This is a genomic window from Acetobacter malorum (assembly GCF_002153605.1).
GTDB classification, from domain to species: domain Bacteria; phylum Pseudomonadota; class Alphaproteobacteria; order Acetobacterales; family Acetobacteraceae; genus Acetobacter; species Acetobacter malorum_A.
Window position 1 is genome coordinate 17,842 of record NZ_JOPG01000019.1, and the last position, 23,328, is coordinate 41,169.

At 59.9% G+C, this 23,328-nt stretch carries 18 protein-coding genes; 9 read left to right on the forward strand and 9 right to left on the reverse strand.

The window, feature by feature from the left end:
* Positions 1-32 precede the first annotated feature (32 nt).
* Positions 33-632, reverse strand: coding sequence for an RdgB/HAM1 family non-canonical purine NTP pyrophosphatase (gene rdgB / locus HK23_RS09070; protein WP_086653705.1), 600 nt, complete (start codon positions 630-632; stop codon positions 33-35).
* Position 633: 1 nt separating this feature from the next.
* On the reverse strand, positions 634-1,362 hold the full coding sequence (gene rph / locus HK23_RS09075; protein ID WP_086653706.1) for a ribonuclease PH: 729 nt from the start codon (positions 1,360-1,362) through the stop codon (positions 634-636).
* Positions 1,363-1,512: 150 nt separating this feature from the next.
* On the opposite strand from rph, the gene hrcA reads away from it, so the two are divergent.
* From hrcA to HK23_RS09120, 9 genes are all read left to right on the forward strand, one after another.
* The gene (hrcA, locus tag HK23_RS09080; RefSeq protein WP_062250330.1) at positions 1,513-2,586 is read left to right on the forward strand and encodes a heat-inducible transcriptional repressor HrcA; all 1,074 of its coding nucleotides are present in this window, start codon (positions 1,513-1,515) and stop codon (positions 2,584-2,586) included.
* A gap of 79 nt (positions 2,587-2,665) precedes the next feature.
* A complete protein-coding gene (locus HK23_RS09085; protein ID WP_086653707.1) occupies positions 2,666-5,434 on the forward strand; it encodes a penicillin-binding protein 1A in 2,769 nt (922 codons plus the stop codon).
* 50 nt (positions 5,435-5,484) lie between these two features.
* A protein-coding gene (prfB, locus tag HK23_RS09090) for a peptide chain release factor 2 (RefSeq protein WP_143217529.1) occupies positions 5,485-6,616 on the forward strand; the annotation gives its coding sequence in 2 pieces (ribosomal slippage) (positions 5,485-5,553 and positions 5,555-6,616; 1,131 coding nt in all).
* A 454-nt stretch (positions 6,617-7,070) separates the two neighbouring features.
* A complete protein-coding gene (locus tag HK23_RS09095) occupies positions 7,071-7,781 on the forward strand; it encodes an energy transducer TonB (protein ID WP_086653725.1) in 711 nt (236 codons plus the stop codon).
* Positions 7,782-7,870: 89 nt separating this feature from the next.
* A complete protein-coding gene (locus HK23_RS09100) occupies positions 7,871-8,902 on the forward strand; it encodes a MotA/TolQ/ExbB proton channel family protein (protein ID WP_082881564.1) in 1,032 nt (343 codons plus the stop codon).
* A 2-nt stretch (positions 8,903-8,904) separates the two neighbouring features.
* The gene (locus HK23_RS09105; protein ID WP_063906853.1) at positions 8,905-9,330 is read left to right on the forward strand and encodes an ExbD/TolR family protein; all 426 of its coding nucleotides are present in this window, start codon (positions 8,905-8,907) and stop codon (positions 9,328-9,330) included.
* 118 nt (positions 9,331-9,448) lie between these two features.
* Positions 9,449-9,889, forward strand: a complete 441-nt coding sequence (locus HK23_RS09110) for an ExbD/TolR family protein (protein WP_062141649.1) — start codon at positions 9,449-9,451, stop codon at positions 9,887-9,889.
* A 4-nt stretch (positions 9,890-9,893) separates the two neighbouring features.
* A complete protein-coding gene (locus tag HK23_RS09115; RefSeq protein WP_086653708.1) occupies positions 9,894-11,114 on the forward strand; it encodes a tetratricopeptide repeat protein in 1,221 nt (406 codons plus the stop codon).
* A gap of 153 nt (positions 11,115-11,267) precedes the next feature.
* Positions 11,268-11,819, forward strand: coding sequence for a GNAT family N-acetyltransferase (locus HK23_RS09120; protein WP_086653709.1), 552 nt, complete (start codon positions 11,268-11,270; stop codon positions 11,817-11,819).
* Positions 11,820-11,914: 95 nt separating this feature from the next.
* On the opposite strand, the gene HK23_RS09125 is transcribed toward HK23_RS09120, so the two are convergent.
* The 7 genes from HK23_RS09125 to HK23_RS09155 form a co-directional block, all read right to left on the reverse strand.
* On the reverse strand, positions 11,915-13,507 hold the full coding sequence (locus HK23_RS09125; protein WP_086653710.1) for an efflux transporter outer membrane subunit: 1,593 nt from the start codon (positions 13,505-13,507) through the stop codon (positions 11,915-11,917).
* 4 nt (positions 13,508-13,511) lie between these two features.
* A complete protein-coding gene (locus tag HK23_RS09130; RefSeq protein ID WP_086653711.1) occupies positions 13,512-16,667 on the reverse strand; it encodes an efflux RND transporter permease subunit in 3,156 nt (1,051 codons plus the stop codon).
* Positions 16,668-16,672: 5 nt separating this feature from the next.
* Entirely contained in the window at positions 16,673-17,848 is a 1,176-nt protein-coding gene (locus tag HK23_RS09135; RefSeq protein WP_063906849.1) for an efflux RND transporter periplasmic adaptor subunit, read from the reverse strand.
* Between the two features lie 230 nt (positions 17,849-18,078).
* Positions 18,079-19,476, reverse strand: coding sequence for a sugar porter family MFS transporter (locus HK23_RS09140; protein WP_086653712.1), 1,398 nt, complete (start codon positions 19,474-19,476; stop codon positions 18,079-18,081).
* Positions 19,477-19,629: 153 nt separating this feature from the next.
* Complete coding sequence (gene rodA / locus HK23_RS09145) at positions 19,630-20,787, reverse strand: rod shape-determining protein RodA (RefSeq protein WP_063906847.1); 1,158 nt, start codon at positions 20,785-20,787, stop codon at positions 19,630-19,632.
* Positions 20,788-20,789: 2 nt separating this feature from the next.
* Entirely contained in the window at positions 20,790-22,739 is a 1,950-nt protein-coding gene (mrdA, locus tag HK23_RS09150) for a penicillin-binding protein 2 (RefSeq protein ID WP_086653713.1), read from the reverse strand.
* Between the two features lie 19 nt (positions 22,740-22,758).
* Positions 22,759-23,325 carry a rod shape-determining protein MreD gene (locus HK23_RS09155; RefSeq protein WP_256940132.1) on the reverse strand — a complete coding sequence of 189 codons (567 nt, stop codon included), beginning with the start codon at positions 23,323-23,325 and terminating at the stop codon, positions 22,759-22,761.
* Positions 23,326-23,328 lie beyond the last annotated feature (3 nt).

A 23,328-nucleotide genomic window follows, 5' to 3' on the forward strand; every position in this document is an offset into this window, starting at 1 on the left:
GACAGAGCACAAGGCCCCGTCTGAAAAGCACCTTAATCCAGACAGGCTTCTTTGAAAGCCTTAAACGCGTGAGCGCGGTGGCTGATGGCGTTTTTCTCAGCCTCTTCCATTTCGGCAAAGGTCCGGTTTTCACCCGTGGGGGTAAAAATCGGGTCATAGCCATGACCTTTTTCACCACGCGGCGGCCAGGTGATGCTGCCATCTACACGGCCTTCAAAATTGCGGGTGGTGCCGTCTGGATAAGCGAGGCACAGCACGCAGATAAACCACGCATCGCGCTCGTCTGACCCAATGCCCTCTTCAATACGGGCCATGGCCGCAGGGAAGTCCTTGTTCGGGCCAGCCCAGCGGGCCGAATAAATGCCCGGAGCGCCCCCCAGTGCGCTGACGCACAGGCCGGAATCATCCGCCAGGGCGGGCAGGCCGGTGGCTTTGGCCGCAGCCAGAGCCTTCAGCGCCGCATTGCCGGCAAACGTGGTGGCGGTTTCTTCCGGTTCTGGCAGATTAAGGTCTCCGGCAGAGAGCACGGTGACGCCAAAATCCGCCAGCAGCGTGGAAAACTCTGCCAGCTTGCCGGCATTATGGCTGGCCAGAACCAGTTTGCTGCCAGCCTCCAGTTTGCCGTGCGTCATGTTAGCGGTTCTCCGCCGTTTCAACGGCCAGTGTCTGGGCGTCAAACAGAACGGAGACGCCGGTGCGGGCCAGAGCAAACAGCTCGTTGAACGCATCTTCCGTGAACGGTGCGTCTTCCGCCGTGCCCTGAATTTCCACAATGCGACGGTCTGCGGTCAGCACAAAGTTGGTGTCGGCTGCGGCAGCGCTGTCTTCTTCATAGTCCAGATCCAGCACCGCGCCGGCTTTGGTCAGGCCGCAGGAGACGGCAGCAACCTGCCCACGCAGCGGCATGTGGCTCAGCACGTTTTTCGCAACAAGCTGACCAAGGGCCAGACGCAGGGCCACCCATGCGCCGGTAATGGAGGCGCAGCGCGTGCCGCCATCGGCGTTCAGAACGTCACAATCCAGCGTGATGCTCATTTCACCCAGAGCGGCGAGATTCACAACGGAGCGCAGGGAGCGGCCAATAAGGCGCTGGATTTCCTGCGTGCGGCCAGACTGTTTGCCCTTGGCGGCTTCACGGTTGCCACGGGTATGGGTCGCGCGGGGCAGCATGCCGTATTCCGCCGTAACCCAGCCGGTGCCTTTGCCGCGCAGGAAGGGGGGGACCCGGTTTTCAACACTGGCGACGCAGAGAACTTCCGTCCCCCCGACGCGGATCAGCGCCGAGCCTTCCGCGTGGCGGGCAAAGCCGGTTTCAATGGTGACGGGGCGCATCTGATTGGGCTGGCGGCCGGAGGGGCGCATGGGAAGCTCCTTAAGAAAAACTATTCTCTGCACATAAAGCGCTTTTGGCGGGAGCGAAACCGTGCAGCCGTTTCATTGTTTTTCTTGTCATGCAGGGCGGAGATGCGCAGAAGCAGAAGAGTCCTGTTGTGAAGGAGGAGCCTGACCCTCATGAAACGTGGTCTGCGACCTGCAAAACCCGTTCTGCCGCCGGGGCTGGATTCCCGGTCCGCCACCATTCTGCGTGAAATTGTGGAGGAATATGTGGCCAGTGGGGAGCCTGTGGGATCCCGCACGCTGTCCCGCAGGCTTGGGTTGCCGTTGTCTCCGGCCACCATCCGCAATGTCATGGCGTCCCTGACGGAAGCAGGCTTGCTGTTTTCTCCCCATACGTCAGCTGGACGCCTGCCGACGGAGGCGGGGCTGCGCCTGTTTGTGGATGGTCTGTTGCAGTTTGGCAGTCTCTCGGAAGAGGAGTGCCGGGCCATCGGGCAGTCGCTGGAAGCACGGGGGCGCTCCTTGCAGGATACGCTGACGGAAGCGTCTTCTCTGCTTTCCGGCATGTCGGACGCGGCAGGTCTGGTGATTGCGCCAAAAGGTGAGGGTGGCGTCAAACATATTGAATTTGTGGCACTCGGCGGCAACAGGGCACTGGTGGTGCTGGTGGGCACGGACGGGCATGTGGAAAATCGGGTGATTGAAACGCCCGTCGGCATGCCGCCTTCTGCACTGGTGGAAGCCGCAAACTATCTGAATGCCCACACAATCGGGGCAACCCTGCCGGACCTGCGGGAGCGGGTGGGGGCGGATATTGCCGAAAACCGCAGTGCGCTCGATCAGCTGACCGCCGACGTGGTGGAAAGTGGTCTGGCGATATGGGGTGGCGGTGGCGACGAGCGTGGCGGCACCCTGATTATTCGCGGGCAGGGCAAATTACTGTCGGATGTGGACGGACAGGAGCGTCTGCTGGCCATTCAGGCGTTGTTTGACCGGCTGGAGCGGCAGGAAACCATGCTGCGTCTGCTGGAATTAGCGGAACATTCAGAAGGCGTGCGTATCTTTATTGGTGCGGAAAGCGGGCTGTTTGGCGGCACCGGCATGTCCATGGTCGTGGCTCCGGCCCGGAACGAGGCCAACCGGATTGTAGGCGCGATTGGCGTGATTGGCCCCACACGGATCAATTACGGTCGGATTGTCCCGGTTGTGGATTATACGGCGCGTTTTTTGGGTGAAATGCTCGGTTAAAGGCAAAATTCGCCATCATCTGGTCAGGAAGAGCGACGAGACTGGAGACGACAGCGCATGAGAATGGTAAAGGACCTGCATGACAAGAACTCCGTCTTCTGGTGAACCCGGGTCTTCTTCCAATAATAATGAGGGAAGAGACTCATCTTCCCGACATGGTCCCGCATGGCGCAGGCCGCGTTTCCGCCAGTGGCGGGGGCTGCTTGGCACCGTCGCGGCTCTGGCGCTGGTGGGCACCACGGGGGCCGTCGTCCTCATCTGGACCCAGTACGAAGGGATTGTGGCCGATCTGCCAACGGTTGAAGGGCTGCGCACCTATCAGCCACCGGTGATGAGCCGCCTTTATGCGTCGGATGACCGGCTGATTGCCGAACTGGCGGATGAACGCCGCGTGTTTGTGCCCTCCAGCGCGATCCCTGACCGGGTGAAGAACGCCTTTATTGCGGCGGAAGACCAGAAGTTCTGGAGCCATAAGGGCGTGGACCCCATGGCTATTGCCCGTGCGGGTCTGACAGATCTGACGCGCGGCAAGGGACGCAGGCCGATTGGCGCCTCCACCATCACGCAGCAGGTGGCGCGTGTCATGCTGCTGGGCAGTAATGCGGTTTCCATGAAGCGAAAGGCCAAGGAAGCCTTTCTCGCTATGCGGATTGAGCAGGTTCTGCCCAAGGAAAAGATTCTCGAAATCTATCTGAATGAAATTTATCTGGGCAGCGGTGCCTACGGGATTGGCGCTGCGGCGCAGACCTACTTCAATAAACCGCTGGATCAGCTAGATGATGCGGAAGCCGCTTTCCTCGGTGCGCTGCCCAAGTCTCCGACCAATTACAACCCGGTTCGCTTCCCCGAGGCCGCGCGTGGCCGACGGAACTGGGTGCTGGAACGCATGGCGGAGACCGGCGCGCTGACGCATGAAGCAGCCCGCGCGGCCGAGGCCGAACCGCTGATCCCGCATACGTTTGTGCGCCCCGGCCCGGCCCCCGGTTCCGAGTGGTTTGCCGAGGAAGTGCGCCGTCAGCTTCTGGAAAAATATGGTCAGGACATGACCATGCAGGGCGGACTGGATGTGCACACCAGTCTGGACCCTTCCCTTCAGCTGACAGCACAGACTGTGCTGCGGCAGGGACTGATGGCGTATGACCGCGCACATGGTGGCTGGCGTGGGCCGGTCAAGCATCTGCAAACTGTCAGTGCCTCTTCGTCTCAGGAAGAATGGGTTGCGGCACTCAATGCGGAAGCTGTGCCGCTTGGCATGCTGGACCAGTGGCGTCTGGCCGTGGTGCTGGACCCGGCACATGGGCGTGTCGGCTGGCTGGAAGGCGCTGTTGTGCGTCGTGTGGCCGCCATGCAGGGCGGAACACCCCAGACGGGTGAGATTCAGGACCGTGATCTGGCATGGACCCGGCGCTTCCGGTTGCTGAAAGCCGGCGATCTGGTGATGGTTGAACCACAGGCCGGAAGCAGTCGCGTCGCCCTGATGCAGGTGCCGCATGTTGAAGGGGCCGTAGTCACGCTGAATGCCCGCACCGGGCGCGTTCTGGCGCTGGTGGGCGGCTGGTCGTTCCAGACCTCACAGTTTGACCGCGCGACGCAGGCGCTGCGTCAGCCCGGTTCTTCCTTCAAGCCGTTTGTCTATTTGCAGGCGATGGAACAGGGCATCTCGCCCTCGCAGTCGTTTGACGATTCGCCGGTGTCGTATGGCACATGGCACCCGAACAACTATGAGAAGGATTTCTGGGGCCCGACCTCTCTGCATGACGCCCTGCGGGAGTCCCGCAATCTGGTGACCATCCGTCTGGCGGCCCATATCGGCATCAAGAACGTGGCGGATCTGGCGACCCGAATCGGGCTGGTGGATTCCATGCCGCATGTGCTGCCCGCAGCGCTGGGGGCTGTGGAAACCACCGTGCTGAAAGAAGCCGGAGCCTATGCCTCGCTGGCGGCAGGTGGCCGGAAAGTCACCCCGACGCTGATTGATGATGTGCAGGACCGTGAAGGCCATGTGATCTGGCGGCCGGAGGGCATTTCTCTGGTGTCCGCCTCTGCGCAGACGGGGGATGCTGCGGCAACGCCGCCCGCGCCCGGTCAGCCTTCAGATGCCGATGCCATTTTCCCCGATGCCCCCAAGGGGCAGGACGCGGCAAAGGCTCCCGCTCCGGCCGCAGCGCCTGTGCAGGATAATGCCGTAAAAATTATCATGCCGGGACAGGACGAGATTCCGGAAGTGCAGGATAATCGCCCGCGTGTGGCCTCAGAGCAGAGTGCCTTCCAGATCACAACCATGCTGCAGGACGTGATCCGCCGCGGCACCGGCATGCAGGCTGGCAAGGGGATTGAGAACCCTGTGGCCGGTAAAACCGGCACCAGTCAGAACTTTAATGATGCATGGTTTGCAGGCTACTCGCCTGATCTGGTGACGGTCGTGTGGATCGGGTTTGATACGCCGGAGTCACTGGGCAAGAACGAAACCGGTGGGGCTATTGCCGGTCCGATCTGGAACAAGGTGATGAAAACCGCGCTTGAAGGCCGCCCGAAGCTGGATTTTGCCGCGCCGGAGGGTGTCACGCTGGTGCGGTATGACACGGGCCGGGGTGTGGCGATTGATGCCTTTAAACCGGGCCAAATTCCGGGGGTCAGTGTCAGTCTGGCAGATAACGGGGCCTCGCATGAGCTGACGGCGGCGGATACGGGTGCGGAAAACATGCCGGATTCGGAAAGTGATATGGCGGCCGGTGCCGGCCAGTCTGGCCCTGGGGCAGCCAGCCCCGGTCAGGCAGCAACACCGGGTGCAGCAAAAGCGCCCCCTGCCGCGTCCGGGGGTGACATTGGCATGGGCGGCCTTTATTGAGGCCGTTCACACGTAAGAATTTTATAAAGACCTGATGGAGAGACGGCCCGATGTCGGCTGAGACAGAAGCCCTTAATGACCAGATCAAGCAGTCGGTGGCACTGCTGAGGAGGCATCTTTAACTGGGATGTCGCCCAGGCCCGACTTGCCGAACTGAACAACCGGGCAGAAGACCCGGACTTGTGGAATGATTCCGACGCTGCCCAGAAACTGATGCGCGAGCGCACTCTGCTGGCCGGGCAGGTGGAAGGCGTGCAGAAGCTGGAAACCAGTGTGCAGGACGCCTGTGAACTGGTGGAACTGGCGGAAGCGGAAGGGGATGCAGAGGTTGTGGCGGAAGCCACGGCAGCCCTGAAGGCGCTGGCGGAAGAAGCCAAACGCCGTGAGACGGAAAGCCTCTTGTCTGGCGAAGCGGATAGCAATGACTGCTATCTGGAAGTCAACGCCGGTGCAGGCGGGACGGAAGCGCAGGACTGGGCAGAAATGATGCTGCGCATGTACACCCGCTGGGCGGAAGCTCATGGGTACAAAGTCACGCTGATGGAAAGCTCGGAAGGTGAACAGGCCGGGTTGAAGTCCGCCACCATTCTGGTTTCTGGCCCGAATGCTTATGGCTGGCTGAAAACCGAGGCCGGGGTGCATCGTCTGGTGCGTATTTCCCCGTTTGATGCCGCCGCCCGCCGCCAGACCTCCTTTGCGTCTGTCTGGGTCTATCCGGTGATTGACGATTCGATCGAGATTGAAGTGAACGATTCCGACCTGAAGGTGGATACGTTCCGCGCTTCTGGTGCAGGTGGTCAGCACGTCAACAAGACCGACTCGGCCATTCGTATTACCCATATGCCCACCGGCATTGTGGTGGCGTGTCAGACCGATCGTTCCCAGCATCGCAACCGTGCAACGGCCATGCAGATGCTGCGCGCACGCCTGTATGAAGCGGAACTGCAAAAGCGTGAGGCTGCTGCCGCTGCGACGGAAGCCGCCAAGACAGACATCGGCTGGGGGCACCAGATCCGCTCTTACGTTCTGGCTCCGTATCAGATGGTGAAGGATCTGCGCACCAACGTGGAAACAGGGAACCCCAGCGCTGTGCTGGATGGGGATCTGGATGCGTTCATGGCGGCGGCTCTTGCGGCCCGGGTGGGCGCTACCCGGTCTGAAGCGAGTGCCAACGCGCAATAAACTGCACGTTTGTGACGGGTTAAAAAACGGGCCTCTTCGGGGCCCGTTTTTTTATATTGCGTGGATAGGGGGAACCACGACAGATTCAGGAACGTTACAAAGAATTTTTTTTTAAATAAGACTGGGTTCAAAACAGGCAAAGACGCGCCTGTTTTCGGGGCATCTTCACCAAAAGTGGCTTTTTTCTGCGGATTTGTGTGATGTGCCTGTTTTATAAGCCTTATGCTGACAAACAAGGCAGCGTTCATTTTCGATCAAGAACATTCTTGACATATTTGCTGTCAAATTGCCCAATCAGGGTCAGGAAGATGGCAGCCATGCAGCTCTGTCAGTCTATTCCAGTGCTGAGGCACGAAATGTTGGTGCAGGGCCATCAGTTTTTGATGCCATAGATCAGGTGATGGCGCTGGCCAGTGTTTCTTTGGCTGGCGTGGAAGAAGGAGGATGTAGAAATATGAAGGACCACGCGCAACAGCAACAGAGTCCGGTGCGCTTTGTCATCGGAACAGGAGCTGTTGTCGGTGTTGTTGCTCTGCTGGTTGTGATTCTGCTGCATCTTTTGGCGGTTATGGGACTTATGTACGGCATGGGAACGTCTGCGAGCGTTCCGGTTACGCATCCGCCGATCAAGACCAGAATTCTGCCACCACCGCCACCACCACCGCCCCCACCGCCGCCGCCGCCGCCGCCGCCAGTCATGACGGTTCCGCCGCCGCCGTATATTCCTCCGCCGAAGATACAGCTGCCGCCGCCGCCGAAGCCGCCGATTAAGCATGTGGCCCGGACGCCGCCCAAACAGGCGACGCCCCCGCAGACGACAACGGCTCCGGCACCGCCCGTCTCGAGCGAACCGGCATCCACTGCGGCACCGTCCAACTCGCCGGATACTTCGGCTGGTACATCGCCGCTGAACAACGCCCGGCCCGTCTATCCGCCTGATATGGAGGAAGACAATATTGAAGGCCGTGTGACTGTTGCATGTGATGTGGAGACAACGGGGATGACGAGCAATTGTTCTGTTCAGTCCGTGCAGGGGGGACAATCCTTCGCGCAGGCTGCTCTGGATTACGTTCACAAGGCCCGGTATCGCCCGGCCATGAAGAACGGTGCGCCCGTCAAGGAGCTTCACAAGGTGTATGTGATCAGGTTCAGACTGGATGACTGATCCCGGCGTTTAGCCGAACTCTGCAGAAAACTGTCTGGTGCCGGGAGGCTCCCGTCACCAGGCCGACAAAGATAAGGATTTTTAGGTACATGATCAGACTGTCTCGTCTTCCAGTGTCGGGTCTCGCGGTTCCGGCCCTTGCGGTCATGCTGGGCACGGCGACACCGGTTCTGGCCCTGGCTCAGGATGCTTCCTCCGCTCCTGCTGCTTCAGCGCCCGCTGCTACGGACTCCACCACAGCGCCTGCCGCTCCTGCTCCCGATGCCGCCGCTCCGGCTCCGACGGATACGGCTGCTCCTGCCGCCCCGACGCCTGACGCTTCCGCCCCGGCTGCCCCGGCAGCTGATGCGCCTGCTCCGGCTGCCGCTGCTCCGGCCACAAAAGAAGAAGCCAACCCGTACGGTCTTGGCGCTCTGTGGTCCAACGGTGACATCATCGCACGTGGCGTGCTGATGATCATGCTGATCATGTCCCTGGGCACCTGGTTCATCATGATCACCAAGTTCATCGAACAGGCTCGTCTGTTCACGGCTGCTAAAGAAGCGACCAAACAGTTCTGGACGAAGAGCACCATTCAGGAAGGCGCTGCTGCCCTGAAGCCGACCTCTCCGTTCCGCTATATTGCTGACACCGGCATTGTGGCTGCTGAACATCATGAAGGCACGATGCAGGAATCCATCGACCTGAACAGCTGGACCTCTCTGTCCATTCAGCGTTCGGTGAACAACATCCAGAACAGCCTGCAGTCTGGTCTGGCCTTCCTGGGCACCGTGGGTTCCACGTCTCCGTTCATTGGTCTGTTCGGCACCGTCTGGGGTATTTACCACGCTCTGACCGCCATCGGCATTGCTGGTCAGGCTTCCATCGACAAGGTTGCTGGTCCGGTTGGTGAATCCCTGATCATGACGGCTATTGGTCTGGCCACCGCTGTTCCGGCCGTGCTGGGTTACAACCTGCTGGTGCGTCGTAACAAAGGGGCTATGGACCGCGTGCGTGACTTTGCGGCTGACCTTCAGTCCATCCTGATTGGTGGCGTGCGTCATGGCGCCGGTGCAGAAAGCATCGTTGTGCGTCCTGACAACTCCCCCACGACCTCAACTGTCTCTAACCGGGTAGGTTAATCATGGGTATGTCTGTCGGAGACAGCGGGGGCGAAGACGACGTCGTATCGGCGATCAACACAACTCCCCTCGTTGATGTCATGCTGGTGTTGCTGATCATCTTTCTGATCACAATTCCGGTTGCAACCCACACGGTCAAGGTAACTTTGCCGAAGGATATGAACCAGCCGACACAGACAAAGATGTCTAACGTCGTGCTTGCAGTGGCGGAAAACGGACAGGCATACTGGGACGAAACGCCGCTCAAGGGCCGGGCTGATCTTCTGGATCGGCTTGAAAAGGCAGCGGTCCAGAAACCGCAGCCGCAGATTCAGATCCGTGGCGACGTAAAGACACGCTATGAATCTGTCGGCAAGCTGGTCGAAGCCTGTCAGGAAGCTGGTATCTATCATATCGACTTCATTACCGAGCGGCCAAAAGCCAACTGACCGAACAGGGGTTCCGCCTTCTCTCCTAAGGGGAGAAGGTGGGCTTCAGTCCACTATCCCGCGTCCGGCCTGGTTTGGACCGTGCCGTGGAACCAAGAGTTTGAGAGAGTGACACCCCATGGGCATGAATGTCGGATCGGAAAGCACGACGGAAGACGAAGGCATTGTCGATATCAACACCACGCCGTTGATCGACGTGATGCTGGTTCTGCTGATCATGCTTATCATCACAATTCCATTGCAGACCCAGGCCGTTTCCATTGACCTTCCGCAGGGCAACCCCCCGCCCTCCACGGTTGAATCTCCCGTGGTGACGCTGGCTGTCGATTTTGACAACAGCATTACCTGGAACGGGCAGCCGGTTACCAGTGAGGATGATCTGCAGGCCCGCCTGCGTGAAGCCGCAACTGGCCCCGAAGACCAGCAGCCGGAAGTGCACCTGCAGCCAAACCGTCTGGCCGATTACAAAACGGTGGTGCATGTTATGGCAGACGCCCAGCGACTTGGCGTGACCAAGCTTGGTATCGTCGGGCAGGAACAATTCGCAGAAGGTCAGTGATCTGATGTCATCTCGTCTTTTACGCGTCGCGCTGTTCGCCAGTGCTGCATTCGCTCTCTCTTATCCCGCCGCCAAGGCTGAGGATGTGCTGGGGGCGGATGTTGGCAAGGCGCTCCAGCAGGCACAATCCGCTCTGTCCGCTCACGACTACACCAAGGCTATGGCCGCGGTGAATGCCGCTGACGCGGTAAAGGGCAAGAGTGACTACGAGTCCTACACCATCACCCAGATGCGTGCCGCTGTGGCGACACAGGGCGGCAATCTGGATGTGGCAACACAGGCTTATGACAAGCTGATTGCCTCCCCGCGTACGCCCAAGGACACCAAGCACCAGATGCTGATGTCTGAAGCAACAATGGCCTATACCGCAAAGGACTATCCGCGCGCGGTTAAAGCCATTGAGCGCTACCAGAAGGAAGTTGGCTCCAACGCCACAATGGATACGCTTCTGGCGCAGTCCTACTACCTTCAGAAAGATTATCCGAATTCCGTTCGGGTGCTGAAGCAGCAGATCGATCAGGAAATCAAGGCGAAGAAGACGCCGGCAGAATCTCAGCTTCAGATGCTGGGTGCCAGTGCGACCGCCATGAAGGATTCCGCGACCACCACGCATGCGTATGTGCTGCTGGCCACCTATTATCCCAAGCAGGAATACTGGGCGCTGCTGCTACACGAACTCATCGTGAACCCCAAGATTCCGACGTCACTCCAGCTGGATGTCTACCGTATCCGTCTGGCTGCCGGGAACGTGTCTCAGGCACGTGACTTCATGGAAATGACGGAAATTGCCATGCAGGCTGGCATGCCGCAGCTGGCGCTGGACCTGATGAATCAGGGCTATCAGGCCAATGTGCTGGGGCAGGGTGCAGAAGCACCGCGTCAGGCACGCCTGAAAGCTATGGTTGAAAAATCCGTAGCCGACAAAAAAGCGTCCATTGCGGCTGATGAAGCAGCAGCGCTCAAGGCGAAGACCGGCGATGACCTGATGACGGTTGGCTACAACTACGTCACCTTTGGGCAGGCTGATAAAGGCCTCGGCCTGATGCAGCAGGCGATGACCAAGGGTGTGACGGACATGAATGTGGCCCGCCTCCATTACGGTCTGGCTCAGCTGGCTGCCGGTAAAAAGGCAGATGCTATTGCCACGCTTAAAACCGTTGAAGGTGGCGGCGGCGCGCAGGACATTGCTCAGCTCTGGGTGCTGAAGCTCTCTGCTGCCAAATAAAAGCAGTTGACCCTCTCCGGGTGTGGAAAAGGCCGTCTCTTCAGACGGCCTTTTTTATTGCCCGTAGTCTTTCTGTAGGCGGGGGCAGGCTGCCAGACCCTTGCGGGCAGATTTCTCTTGTGAGAGGCGGTCCGCTGGTGGCAACAGCGGGGCATGAGTTCTTCTGTCCCTTTCCCCGGTGAAAAGCCTTCCCGTGTTTCTGTGCGTCTGGCGCGGTATGAAGATGTGGTGTTGCTGCCCGAAATTGAACGTTCTGCGGCACAGAGCTTCAGAACCATTCCCTCTCTGGCATGGATTGCTGAGGGAGATTGCCTCCCGATAGACACGCATCTGGCCAGTCTGGAGGCTAGCACGTGCTGGGTGGCCGTGACGGAACAACAACGCCTCGTCGGGTTTCTGACCGCCGAACGCTTGCAGGACAGGCTCCATATTCTGGAAATATCGGTAGAGGCACAGGCGCAAGGGCGCGGGGTGGGCAGAGCTTTGCTTGCAGAGGCCTGTGAGGCCGCGCAGCAGACAGGCCTTAAGCGGGTCACGCTCACCACCTGTCGGGATGTGCCTTGGAACGCCCCTTTTTACCATAAAATCGGTTTTGAGTATCTGGAGGAGCCAGCGCTGGATAGTGATTTGCGGGCTGCTCTTAAGGAAGAAGAAGCCTGCGGTTTCCTGCCCGGCACGCGTTGCGCCATGCAGCGCTGCCTGTAACGGTTTTTTCTGAAAGCGACTGCGGCCTTGTCGCCGACTCAGGATTTCTGGCTGAGAGCATGCCCTTTACAGGTTGCTCTCAGCCTTTGCTCGCTTCAACGCGTGCTGGTGCTGGTGCTGGTGCTGGTGCTGGTGCTGGTGCTGGTGCTGCTGGTGTTCCCCGCGGTAGTCTGGCGTACCACAGTGGAAGGCTGAGCAGGCGCCAGCGTGTGTTGAGTCCAGCCCCCGCCCAGAGCGCGATAGATGGTGATGAGGTTCTGGTAGTTAGAGACCGCCACCATAATCTGCATCTGCTGGGCCTGCAGGTAAGAGCGCTGGGATTCCAGCGTGGTCAGATAGGAGTCGGACCCTGCGTTAAAGCGCATTTTTGCCAGACGGAACGCATCGGCAGAGGAAACAACCAGATTATCGGCCTGTTTTTTCTCGTCCAGATAGGCTTCACGCGCGGCCAGTGCATCGGCCACTTCGCGGAAGGCGGTCTGAACGGTCTTTTCATAGGTCGCAATCTGGACGTCACGCGCGGCTTTGGAGGCTTTCAGGTTCCCGCTGTTCATGCCCCACGTCCAGAGTGGAATTTGCAGGGACGGATTCAGCCCCCATGTCGTGGCTGCCGCCGTGAACATTTTGTGGAACTGAAGACTGGAAACGCCGTCTGTTGCCGTCAGAGTCAGGCGCGGGAAGAAGGCCGCACGGGCCGCCCCAATATCGGCCTGCGCTGCCAGCAGGTTATGCTCGGCAGAAACAATATCCGGACGCCGTTCCAGCAGGTCTGACGGCAAGCCTGCCGGCAGGTCTGCCAGCAGAGTCTGTTCCCCCAAAGCGCGGGGCGGCGGCAGATCAGCCGGGATAGGCGCGCCAATCAGCAGGGCAATCAGGTTTTCATCCTGCTCCACTTTCCGGCGGGAGTCGGCGCGGAGAGCCGCACTTTGCTGCACCTGCGTTTCCGCCTGACGGACGGTGAGCAGGTTTTCTTCCCCGTGCTCATACTTTGTACGGGTGAGGTTCAGGGTATCCTGCTGGTTGGCCAGCGTTGTGTCTGCCAGAGCCAGTGTGTCCCGATCCCCCAACCACGTCACATACGCTGTGGCGACCTGTGAAATGATGCTGATGAGCATGCTGCGCAGGGAGGCTTCCTGAGCAAGAGCCTTCTGTGCAGATTCCTGCGTCAGGCTGCGGATACGGCCAAACAGATCAATCTCGTATGAGGAAAAGCCGATCCCGCCCTGATAGTATTTAAAGACGCGGCCCCCACCAAAGGGTTCGTCGCTCCTGTTCTGCTCCAGACCCGGAGCAAAGGAGAGCCCCGACGCACTGGCCGGAGCCTGATACATCGGACCGCCTGTGGCAGAAATGGTGGGGAAGAGGCCCGCATGCTGCACATCATACTGCCCCTGTGCCTGCGCGATATTGGCTGCGGAGATGCGCAGATCCCGGTTTTCACGCAGGGCAATAGTGATCAGGGCTTTCAGCCGGGGGTCGGTAAAGAAATCCTCCCAACCGATGGTGTAGGCCGCCTGCGCAAGGCGCGGGTTCCCCGTGGTCTGATACCCGGGAAAGGTGGTGGCCAGCGGCGGAGTGGGCCGCGTGTATTTGGGGATCATGGTGCAGCCGGACAGCAGACCGGCTGCCAGAGACAGACTCAGAGCACGGAAGCGGCGCGAGGAGTGTGAGGGGACGTGTGACGACATGCGCTTACTCGTTTCCGGGAACTGACGGGGCAGAAGACGGGGTTTCCTGACGTTCGCTAAGGCGACGGACCTTGAACAGCCGCAGCACCACCACGAAGAAAACCGGCACAAAATAGACCGCCAGCAGGGTGGCCGTGGCCATGCCGCCCACCACTGCGGTGCCAATGGCCACGCGGGAGGCGCTGCCCGCGCCTGTTGCGATGGCCAGCGGGAACACGCCGACAACCAGCGCAATGGAGGTCATCAGAATGGGGCGCAGACGTTCGCGGGCGGCCGTCAGCACCGCGTCACTCAGGGACTCGCCGCGTTCAAAGGCCATTTTTGCGAATTCTACAATCAGAATGGCGTTTTTCACGGCCAGACCAACCGTGGTCAGCAGACCCACCTGAAAATAGACGTCGTTATCAAGGTTGCGCCACAGCGTTGCGGCAATGGCTCCCAGCACGCCCAGCGGAATGACCAGCATCACCGCCAGCGGGATAGCCCAGCTTTCATACAAAGCCGCCAGACAGAGCAGGATGACAATCATCGCCAGCGCATACAGCGGGCCGGTGGAGGAGCCGGAGGCAACCTGTTCAAAGGACAGGCCGGTCCACTCGTAGCCAACGCCAGCCGGAAGTTTGTCCAGAACGCTTTTAATCGCGTTGATGGAATCGCCCGAGCTGTACCCCGGAGCAGGCTGGCCCAGAATTTCAAAGGCGTTCAGGCCGTTATAGTTTTCCACTTTCTGCGGACCGACTTCCCAGTGCCCCGATGCAAAGGCGTTCAGGGGGGTGAGGGTCTGCAGGGCGTTGCGGATATACCATTTGTCCAGATCGCTCGGCAGCATACGCGCTTCCGGCACGCCCTGAATATAGACCTGCTTCACACGGTCATTCCGGGTGAACTGGTTCACATAGATGGACCCCAGCGCCCCCTGAATGGTGCTGTTGATGTCATCAATAGTGATGCCCAGTGCGTTGGCTTTTTCCCGGTCGATATCCAGATGGTACTGGGAGGCATCTTCCATGCCGTTCGGGCGCACGGCCATCAGGCGCGGATCTTTGGAGGCCAGACCCAGGACCATATTCCGGGCTTCCAGCAGCTTCTGGTGGCCCAGATGGCCGCGGTCTTCCAGCTCAAGGTCAAAGCCGGTGGCATTACCCAGTTCCAGCACCGCTGGCGGGTTAATGGCAAAGATCTGGGCTTTGGGGCTGAACCAGAAGTGCTTCATGATCCGGCCAGCAATGGCCGAGGATGTCTGGGAGGCCAGAGGGCGGTTTTCCCAGTCTTTCAGACGGATGAAGAACGCGCCGGAGTTCTGGCCCTGACCGGCAAAGTTGAACCCGTTAATGGAATAGACGGATTCAACCAGCGAGCCTTCGGACTTGAGGATATAGTCGGCAACCTCGTGGTTAACGGCCTGTGTTTCCGCCATGGGCGTGTTAGGCGGCATGGTAATCTGCCCGAAGATCAGCCCCTGATCCTCATCCGGCAGGAAGCCCCCGGGCAGACGCATGAACAGGAAGACAGCCAGCGCCGTGATCACCACAAAACCCAGCATAGAGAGGACGGTGCTGCCAATAAGGAACTGCACACCGCGCAGATAGCCATTGGTCAGACGGTTGAACTGGCGGTTGAACCAGCCAGCCGGGCCGGTCGTTTTCTCATGCCCACCAGCCTTGAGCATGGTGGCGCACAGGGCGGGGGTCAGCACCATGGCGACCAGAACAGACAGCCACATGGCTGCAACAATGGTGACGGAGAACTGGCGGTAAATCACTCCGGTAGAGCCGGAGAAGGCCGCCATGGGCAGGAAGACGGCGGTCAGCACCAGCACGATGCCGACCAGTGCGCCGGAGATTTCATCCATGGAGACACGGGCCGCATCCACGGGAGAAAGCTTCTTCTCCGTCATCACACGTTCAACGTTTTCCACCACCACAATGGCGTCATCCACCAGCAGGCCCACGGCCAGAATCATGGCCAGCATGGTCAGGGTGTTGATGGAGTAGCCCAGAACATTCAGCACGCCGAAGGTGCCCAGCAGCACCACCGGCACGGCAATGGTCGGGATAAGGGTTGCGCGGAAGTTCTGCAGGAAGATCAGCATCACCACAAACACGAGCGCGATGGCTTCCAGCAGGGTTTTGACGACTTCCTCAATGGAGAGGACGATGAACGGCTCGGTATCCAGCGGGTAAACGGTTTTCAGGCCCGGCGGGAAGAACTTTTCAAGCTGACCGATCTCGGCGCGGATGGCCGCTTCCGTTTGCATCTGGTTCGCGCCGGGGGCGAGCTTCAGCGCCATGCCGGAGGCGGGCATGTTGTTGTAGAAGGAGTTGGTATTATAGGTCTGCGGACCCAACTCCACCTTGGCGATATCGCTGATGCGGACCTGAGACCCATCAGGCTGCACCTTGAGCAGAATTTTCTGGAATTCTTCCGGTGAGGTCAGACGCGTCGGGCCGATGATGGTGGCATCCAGACGGATGTCTTTCTTGGCGGGCAGGCCGCCCAGCTCACCGGAGGAGACCTGAATGTTCTGGGTCTGGATGGCTGTCTGAACGTCCTTGATGGTCAGGCCGTAATTGAACAGCTTGCCAGGGTCCATCCAGATCCGCATGGCGTATTCGGAGCCGAACAGCGTGTGGTCGCCCACGCCGGACACGCGGCTGAGCGGATCGGAAATGCTGGAGGCCACGTAGTCGGCAATATCACTGCCGGTCATGCTGCCATCGGTGGAGATAAAGGCCAGAACCATCATGAAGTTCTTCACGGCCTTGGTGATGCTCAGGCCCTGTGCCGTGACTTCCGTCGGCAGCTTGGGCTGGGCCAGTTGCAGCTTATTCTGCACCTGCACCTGCGCAATATCCGGGTTGGTCCCCTGTGCGAAGGTGAGGTCAATCTCCATCATGCCCGAGGCGTAGGACTGGGAGGAAATATATTCCAGATGATCCAGCCCGAACATCTGCTGGAGGATGGGGCGCACGACCGTATCGTTCACCGTATCCGCAGAGGCACCCGGATACGTCACGGAAATGGCGATCTGTGGCGGGGCGATGCTCGGATACTGTGCGATGGGCAGCCGGAAAATGGACAGACCACCAACCAGCATGATGATCAGGCTGATCACCCACGCAAAAATGGGGCGGTCAATAAAGAAACGCGAAAGAGACATCCGGTTTACTGCCCTTTGTTCTGGCTGGAGGCGTCGGATGCTGCCTGAGAGGCTGCGTCTTCCGTGGGTTTGACCTTTGCACCGGGTTTGATTTTTTGCAGACCAACGGTGACGATGCGTTCACCGGCTTTCAGCCCGCCTGTCACCAGCCAGTCCGTGCCAATGGCCTGACCGATCTGGATCTGGCGCAGTTCTACCGTGTCATCTGCTTTGACCACCCAGACCTGCGGGTCCCCATGCGTATTGCGGCTGACGGCCTGCTGCGGCACGAGCAGCCCGTTGGGGTCCGCGCCTTCATCCAGCTGGGCATGCACATACATGCCGGGCAGCAGCAGCTTGTCCGGGTTGGGCATAATGGCACGCACGACGACGGAGGCCGTGGACGTATCCACGTTCACTTCGGAAAGTGCCATGCGGCCCGTATGTTCATAGGTGCTGCCGTCTTCAAGCGTGAGGGTGACGGGCACCTCACCATTGGCCTGCCGGGTAATCCGGCCTTCCGCCATTTCGCGCCTGAGGCGGAGCAGGGTGATGGCGGGCAGATTGACGTCCACATAAATGGGGTCCAGCCGCGTGACGACGGCCGTATTGTCCGTCTGGTTGGCGGTGACGAGCGCACCCACGGTGATGATACTGCGGCTGATGCGGCCCGTGATGGGCGAATTCATGCGCGTATAGCCCAGATCAACCTGGGCATTTTCAACCTGCCCTTTGGCGGTCAGAATCTGGCCCTGAGCTTCTTTCTCGGCGGCGAGGGCGTCGTCATAATCCTGATGACTGACGGCGTGCGCCTGCACCAGAGACTTATAGCGCTGGAGTTTGGCACGGGCGGTGGCTTCCGCTGCCTCGGCCTGAGCCAGCTGGCCACGGGCGGTGTCATACGCAGCCTGATAGCGGGACGGGTCAATCTGATAGAGCTGCTGACCGGCCTGCACGTCCGCGCCCTCAGTAAACAGGCGCTTCTGGATCACGCCAGTTACCTGCGGGCGGACCTGAGCAATTTCATAAGCATCCGTGCGGCCCGGCAGGACGGTATGCACATTGACTGACTGCGCGTGCAGCGTGATGACCCCGACCTGCTGGGGCGGCATGGCGGGGGTTGCAGCTTTGCGGTTACAGCCGGACAGCGCCAGCAAAGCGACAGCAGAGAGCAGGACCGGGCGGAATGGGAGGGTATGCATTGTCACTCTGACGGATCCTGCCTTTGGGAAACGAAGAAAAACGAAAAGGGGGACACGACCACCGCTTCTGATGCGCTGGGTGAGTCGGGCGCAGGGACCGGACTTCAGGCGGGCAGAAGGATGAAACGTGTCAGAAAACAAACGATGGAAGCCTGAAACAGTACTAAGTGTTACCGTTTCAGGTGTAAGCTAAAAGGCGTCAACAGGCTAGTCAAGCCATCTGGAAAGCGTCAGCGGCCAATATCCCGCAGTTTTTTCCCGGCCATAAGGTTTTGCTCGATCACTTCAAGCGAGACACCACGGGTTTCGGGCACAAGCAGGCGGGTGAACACAAAGAAGACAGCGTTGAGAGCTGCAATCAGGCCGAACGTCAGCGGGGCCCCCAGCGCGTTCAGCAGGCTGAGGAACGAGACGCCGACAATCATGTTGGACACCCAGTTGGTCAGGGTGGAGAGGGTAATGCCCAGATCCCGGCCCTTGATGGGCTGGATTTCCGAACACAGAACCCACATCAGCGGCCCGGCGGACATGGCGTGGGCGGCAATAAAGATCATGATGAGGAAGACGCACAGCAGCTTGGCGGTCTGACTGTCCAGCCCATTCGCGTTGAGCATGGCGAGTGCGCCCATGGCGACCGTCATGGTGGTAAAGCCCGCGTAGAGGATAGGTTTGCGGCCCCAGCGATCAACCAGCCCAATGGCGGCGACCGTGGCCAGCACATTCACAAAACCGATAATGGCCGTGCACCACATCTGCGCGGTACCGACAAAGCCAGCCAGCGCAAAGATTTTGGGCGCGTAATACATCACCACATTGATGCCGGCGAACTGCTGCATGGCCTGAAGCAGCATGCCCAGCAAAATGGAGCGCCGGAAATTGGGGTTCTGCCAGAGCAGCCCTATGCCGCCCTGACGCTGCTTGAGCTGTTCATCAATGGCGCGGATTTCGGCGCGGGCTTCATGCGCGGTGGGGCGGAGGTCTGTCAGGACGGCCAGAGCTTCTTCCCGTCGCCCTTTCATCATCAGCCAGCGCGGGCTGTAGGGCAGGAAGAGCACACCAATGACAAACAGCATGCCGGGGATGGCAATCACGCCAAACATCCAGCGCCACTGGCCGTGGTAGCTGAACAGGGTATCACTGATGAAGGCGAGGAAAATGCCTACCGTGATCATCAGCTGATAGGTGGAAATCATCGCCCCGCGGGTGTTTTCACTCGCAATTTCCGAGAGGTAGAGCGGGGAGGTGAAGGCGGCGATCCCGATGGCCAGTCCCATGAGGGCGCGGCCGACGATCATGCTGGCGACAGACCAAGAGAGCGCACAGGCCACAGACCCGATAATGAAGATGACGCCGCCGATGACGAGCGCCCATTTACGGCCACCGAGCCGCGCCAGCCAACCGGCCAGAATGGCCCCGATGGCCGCACCGGCCATCATGGCGCTGACAATCCATTCCTGCGCAAAAGTGGAGGCGTGGAAAGCATCCGCAACAAAATCCAGCGCGCCGGAAATAACGCCAATGTCCAGACCAGACATAAGGCCGCCGGTTGCAGCAAGAATACCAATAATAATGGTACGGATTTGGGAAGAGGAGTCGGTCTCTGGCTGGACTGAAGACTGGTTTTGCATGGGGTTAAAAGGTTTCCGTGCAGAAAATTATTATTATTGTCGTATTTGTGCTTGTCGTGACCGGGCCGGAGCATCCTTTTAGGTTCACCAGCTTCAGGTTGTTCTCGGTAATGCCACAAAATGGCGGATAAATATATCTTTCGTTAAACGGACTCAGGTCTGGTCCTGATTTTCACTCTCTCCAAAGTGGGAATCCCGATGCACCCAGGTTGAGAGCAGCAGGCCAAACCCAAGCATGACGTTCAGCATGGCGGAGCCGCCATAGGAGACCAGTGGCAGCGGCACGCCGCCCACCGGAATGGCGCCCATCACCATGGACAGATTAACCAGACAATACAGAAAAAAGTTCATGCTGATGCCCAGCGCCACCAGCCGCCCGAAGCGGTTGCGGCTGCGGATGGCCATCAGCATCCCACCCAGAATCAGCAGTAACAGGAGCCCAATGACGGTTGCGGCCCCGACATAACCCCATTCTTCCGCAATCATGGTGAAGATGAAGTCAGTCTGTTTTTCCGGCAGAAAGTTTAGCTGCCCCTGTGAGCCGTGCAGATAGCCCTGTCCCCACATGCCGCCGGACCCAAGGGCAATTTTGGACTGGATAATGTTGTAGCCAGCCCCCAGTGGATCACTTTCCGGGTTGAGGAAGGTGGTAATACGGGCGCGCTGGTAGTCATGCAGATGGGCGTAGGCAAACTTGGCCAGATACGGCACCGGCAGCAGGAGCAGGGTGATGAGCCACAGCCGCATGCCAGCAGCAAAAAACATGGACGCGCCAATCCCGCCGATAATCACGGCTGTGCCCAGATTGGGCTCCTTGAGCACCAGCACAACGGGCAACAGCACAAGAAAGGCCGGGGGGATCAGCCAGAGCGGATTGCCCATCCGGGCGTAGCTGATGCGATTGAACCAGGCGGCCAGCGCCAGCACCAGCGCAACCTTGGCGTATTCGGAGGGCTGGACTTGCAGGCCGCCAATCATCAGCCAGCGTTCCGCGCCTTTACCCACGTGCCCCATATGCAGCACGGCCACCAGCAGGATAATGGAGAGCACATAAAGTGGCGCAGCAATACGGACCAGCATTTTGGGGGGCAGCATGGCCACGGTGATCATGAGCACCAGCCCCACCGCAAACCGGGCGGCCTGCGGAGCTGCGAATGGATACGGCGTACCCCCGCCTGCGGAATAGAGCGTGACATACCCAACGCCTGCCAGCGTGCAGATGAGCAGCACATACAGCCAGCTGATGCTCCAGAGTTTGGAGAGCAGGCGAAAGCTCGGCTCGGCGCGCAGAAGGCGTTTGTGGAATTTCATGGTTATTCAGGTGTGTCCGCTGGGGGCGTATCCGCTTCCGGTGTTTCTGCGGTTGCAACACTTTCCGGCGGCGGGGTGAGGTGGTTCACCGGGTCCCGTAGCAGAGTGTCGGTCATGATATCGCGCGCCAGCGGGGCTGCGGCATCCGCGCCGGTATTGCCGTGTTCAATCACCACCGAGACCGCATAGCGCGGCGCATCATACGGCGCGAAGCAGATGAACAGGGCGTGCGGGCGATATTCCCACGGCAGGTTGGCGGAGTTGAAGTGCCCGCTCTCACGCAGCGCACGGGATACGCGGCGCACCTGTGCCGATCCGGTCTTGCCCGCCATGGTGATGCCGGGCAGGCCAAGCCGGGCCTTGGGGGCCGTGCCGTGCTGTTCGTTCACGACGGCGAACATCCCCGAGCGCAGCGCGGCCAGATATTTGTCGGGCATGCCCAGTTCGGGCCAGTGTTCGGGGGTAGCTTCCGGCCCCAGATCCCCGTTCATGGCGCGTACCAGGTGCGGCTGCACGGCCCGGCCAGTGGCAAGACGGGAGGTATAGGTGGCCAGTTGCAGCGGCGTCACCTGCACAAATCCCTGCCCGATACCGCTGACGATGGTATCGCCCCCGTTCCAGTGGTGGTGGTGCGCCTGCCGCCACGTGGGGGTGGGGATCAGTCCGGTGCGGGTATGCGGGAGTTCAATATCCAGCGCCGTGCCTAACCCAAACTGGTGGGCTGTTTCGGCAATGCGGTCCATGCCGACGCGACGGGCCATTTCATAAAAATAGACGTCGCAGGAATATTTGAGCGCCAGATGCAGGTCCACAGAGCCATGCCCCCAGCGGGACCAGCAGTGGAAGCGTGTGCCGCCTACGTCCAGATGGCCGGGGCAAAAGACGCGGTCCGTCGGGGAGAACAGGCCGGATTGCAGGCCGGCCATGGCAACGGCGGGTTTGAAGGTCGAGCCGGGGGGATAAACGCCCGCCACAGCCTTGTTGATCAGCGGGGTCCGCTCGTTATTGGTCCACTCAATCCACTGGGCATGGCTGACGCCGCTATCAAACAGCGAGGGATCGAACGAAGGGGTGCTGACCATAGCCAGCACCTCGCCGTTGCGGCAGTCCATCACCACGGCGGATGCTGTCTGCTCGCCTATGCGGTTCAGAACCTTCTGTTGCAGGCCGCGGTCAATGGTCAGGCCAATTTCCGCGCCCGGCATACCTTCCACGCGGTTGAGTTCGGACATGACGCGGCCCACGGAATTAACTTCCATTTCCACGGAGCCTGCGGTGCCACGCAGTTTTTCGTCCTGACTTTGCTCCACACCAGCACGGCCCACGCGCATGCCAGGCAGCGCCAGCAGGGCGGAGCGGGCGACATCCCGCTCATTTGGTGGTGCGACATAGCCGATCAGATGCGCCAGAAGCTCCCCTTCCGGGTAGACGCGGCGGGTGCCGACATCAATCAGAACGCCGGGCAGGGACGGGGCGTTAAGTTCAATCCGCGCCATTTCCTCCCAGGAGAGAAAATCGCGCAGCATGACGGGGATAAACCGGCGCTGGTGGCGCATTTCTCGCGCAATGCGGGCGCGGTCACGGTCATCCAGCGGAATGATGGTGGAAAACCGCTCGATAGTGCCGCTGACATCGGTGGTTTCTTCCGGCATCAGCAGGGCGCGCCAGTTTTCCTTGTTGTTGGCCAGCGCCACGCCGTAGCGGTCCACAATCCGGCCACGCGGCGGGGCCAGATAGCGTTTGCTCACGCGGTTGCTGGCCGCCATGCGGGCGTAGCGGTCCCCATCCTTGATCTGAAGCTGGTAGAGCTTGTGCGCCAGTTCGCCTAGCGCACCTGCCTGAATGGCCATGAACAGCAAAGCCCGGCGCGTAAAAACACCGCGACCGGGGTCCTTCTGATTCTTGATGGGCATCAGGCGGCTGCTTTCCCGCCTGCGACGCCTCAGCCGCATGACCTGCCTCCGGATAGCATCAGGGGTCTTCCTTTTCATCCAGCTTCTGGAGGACCCATGAGAACAGGGCGGAGAGAGGCGGGTAGACACCAATGCTCAGAAGAGCCTCGAACAAAGCCGGGGCGATGTCCAGCATATCCAGCCGGAACAGGCAGGCCAGCCCCCATTGCAGCAGGCAGGCTCCCGTTGTCACCAGAGCAAACACACCCCAGACCAGCAGGAAGTTCAGGCGCATCAGGCCAAAGCGAGAATAAAACGCCACGCCATGCACCAGCAGCAGGATAAACGCGCTGACCCCCAGCGGCGTGAACCCCACCAGATCCATAAACAGGCCGAGCAGGAACACCGCCACCCCGGACATGCCGGTGGGCCGCCAGAACGACCAGAAAAAGATGGTGGCGATGACAATGGCGGGCAGCAGTTCAGCCGCCCCCGGAATGTTCAGCGGCGCTGAGAAAAAGACAATGATAAGCGCGATAAAGATAGAGGGCAGCAGGCGACGCGCCCCGTGATCAAGGCGTTGCCACACGGTTTGGCGGGGCCGGATTTCCGGCTCCCACGCGCTCATGGAAGGATCTGGCATCATCCG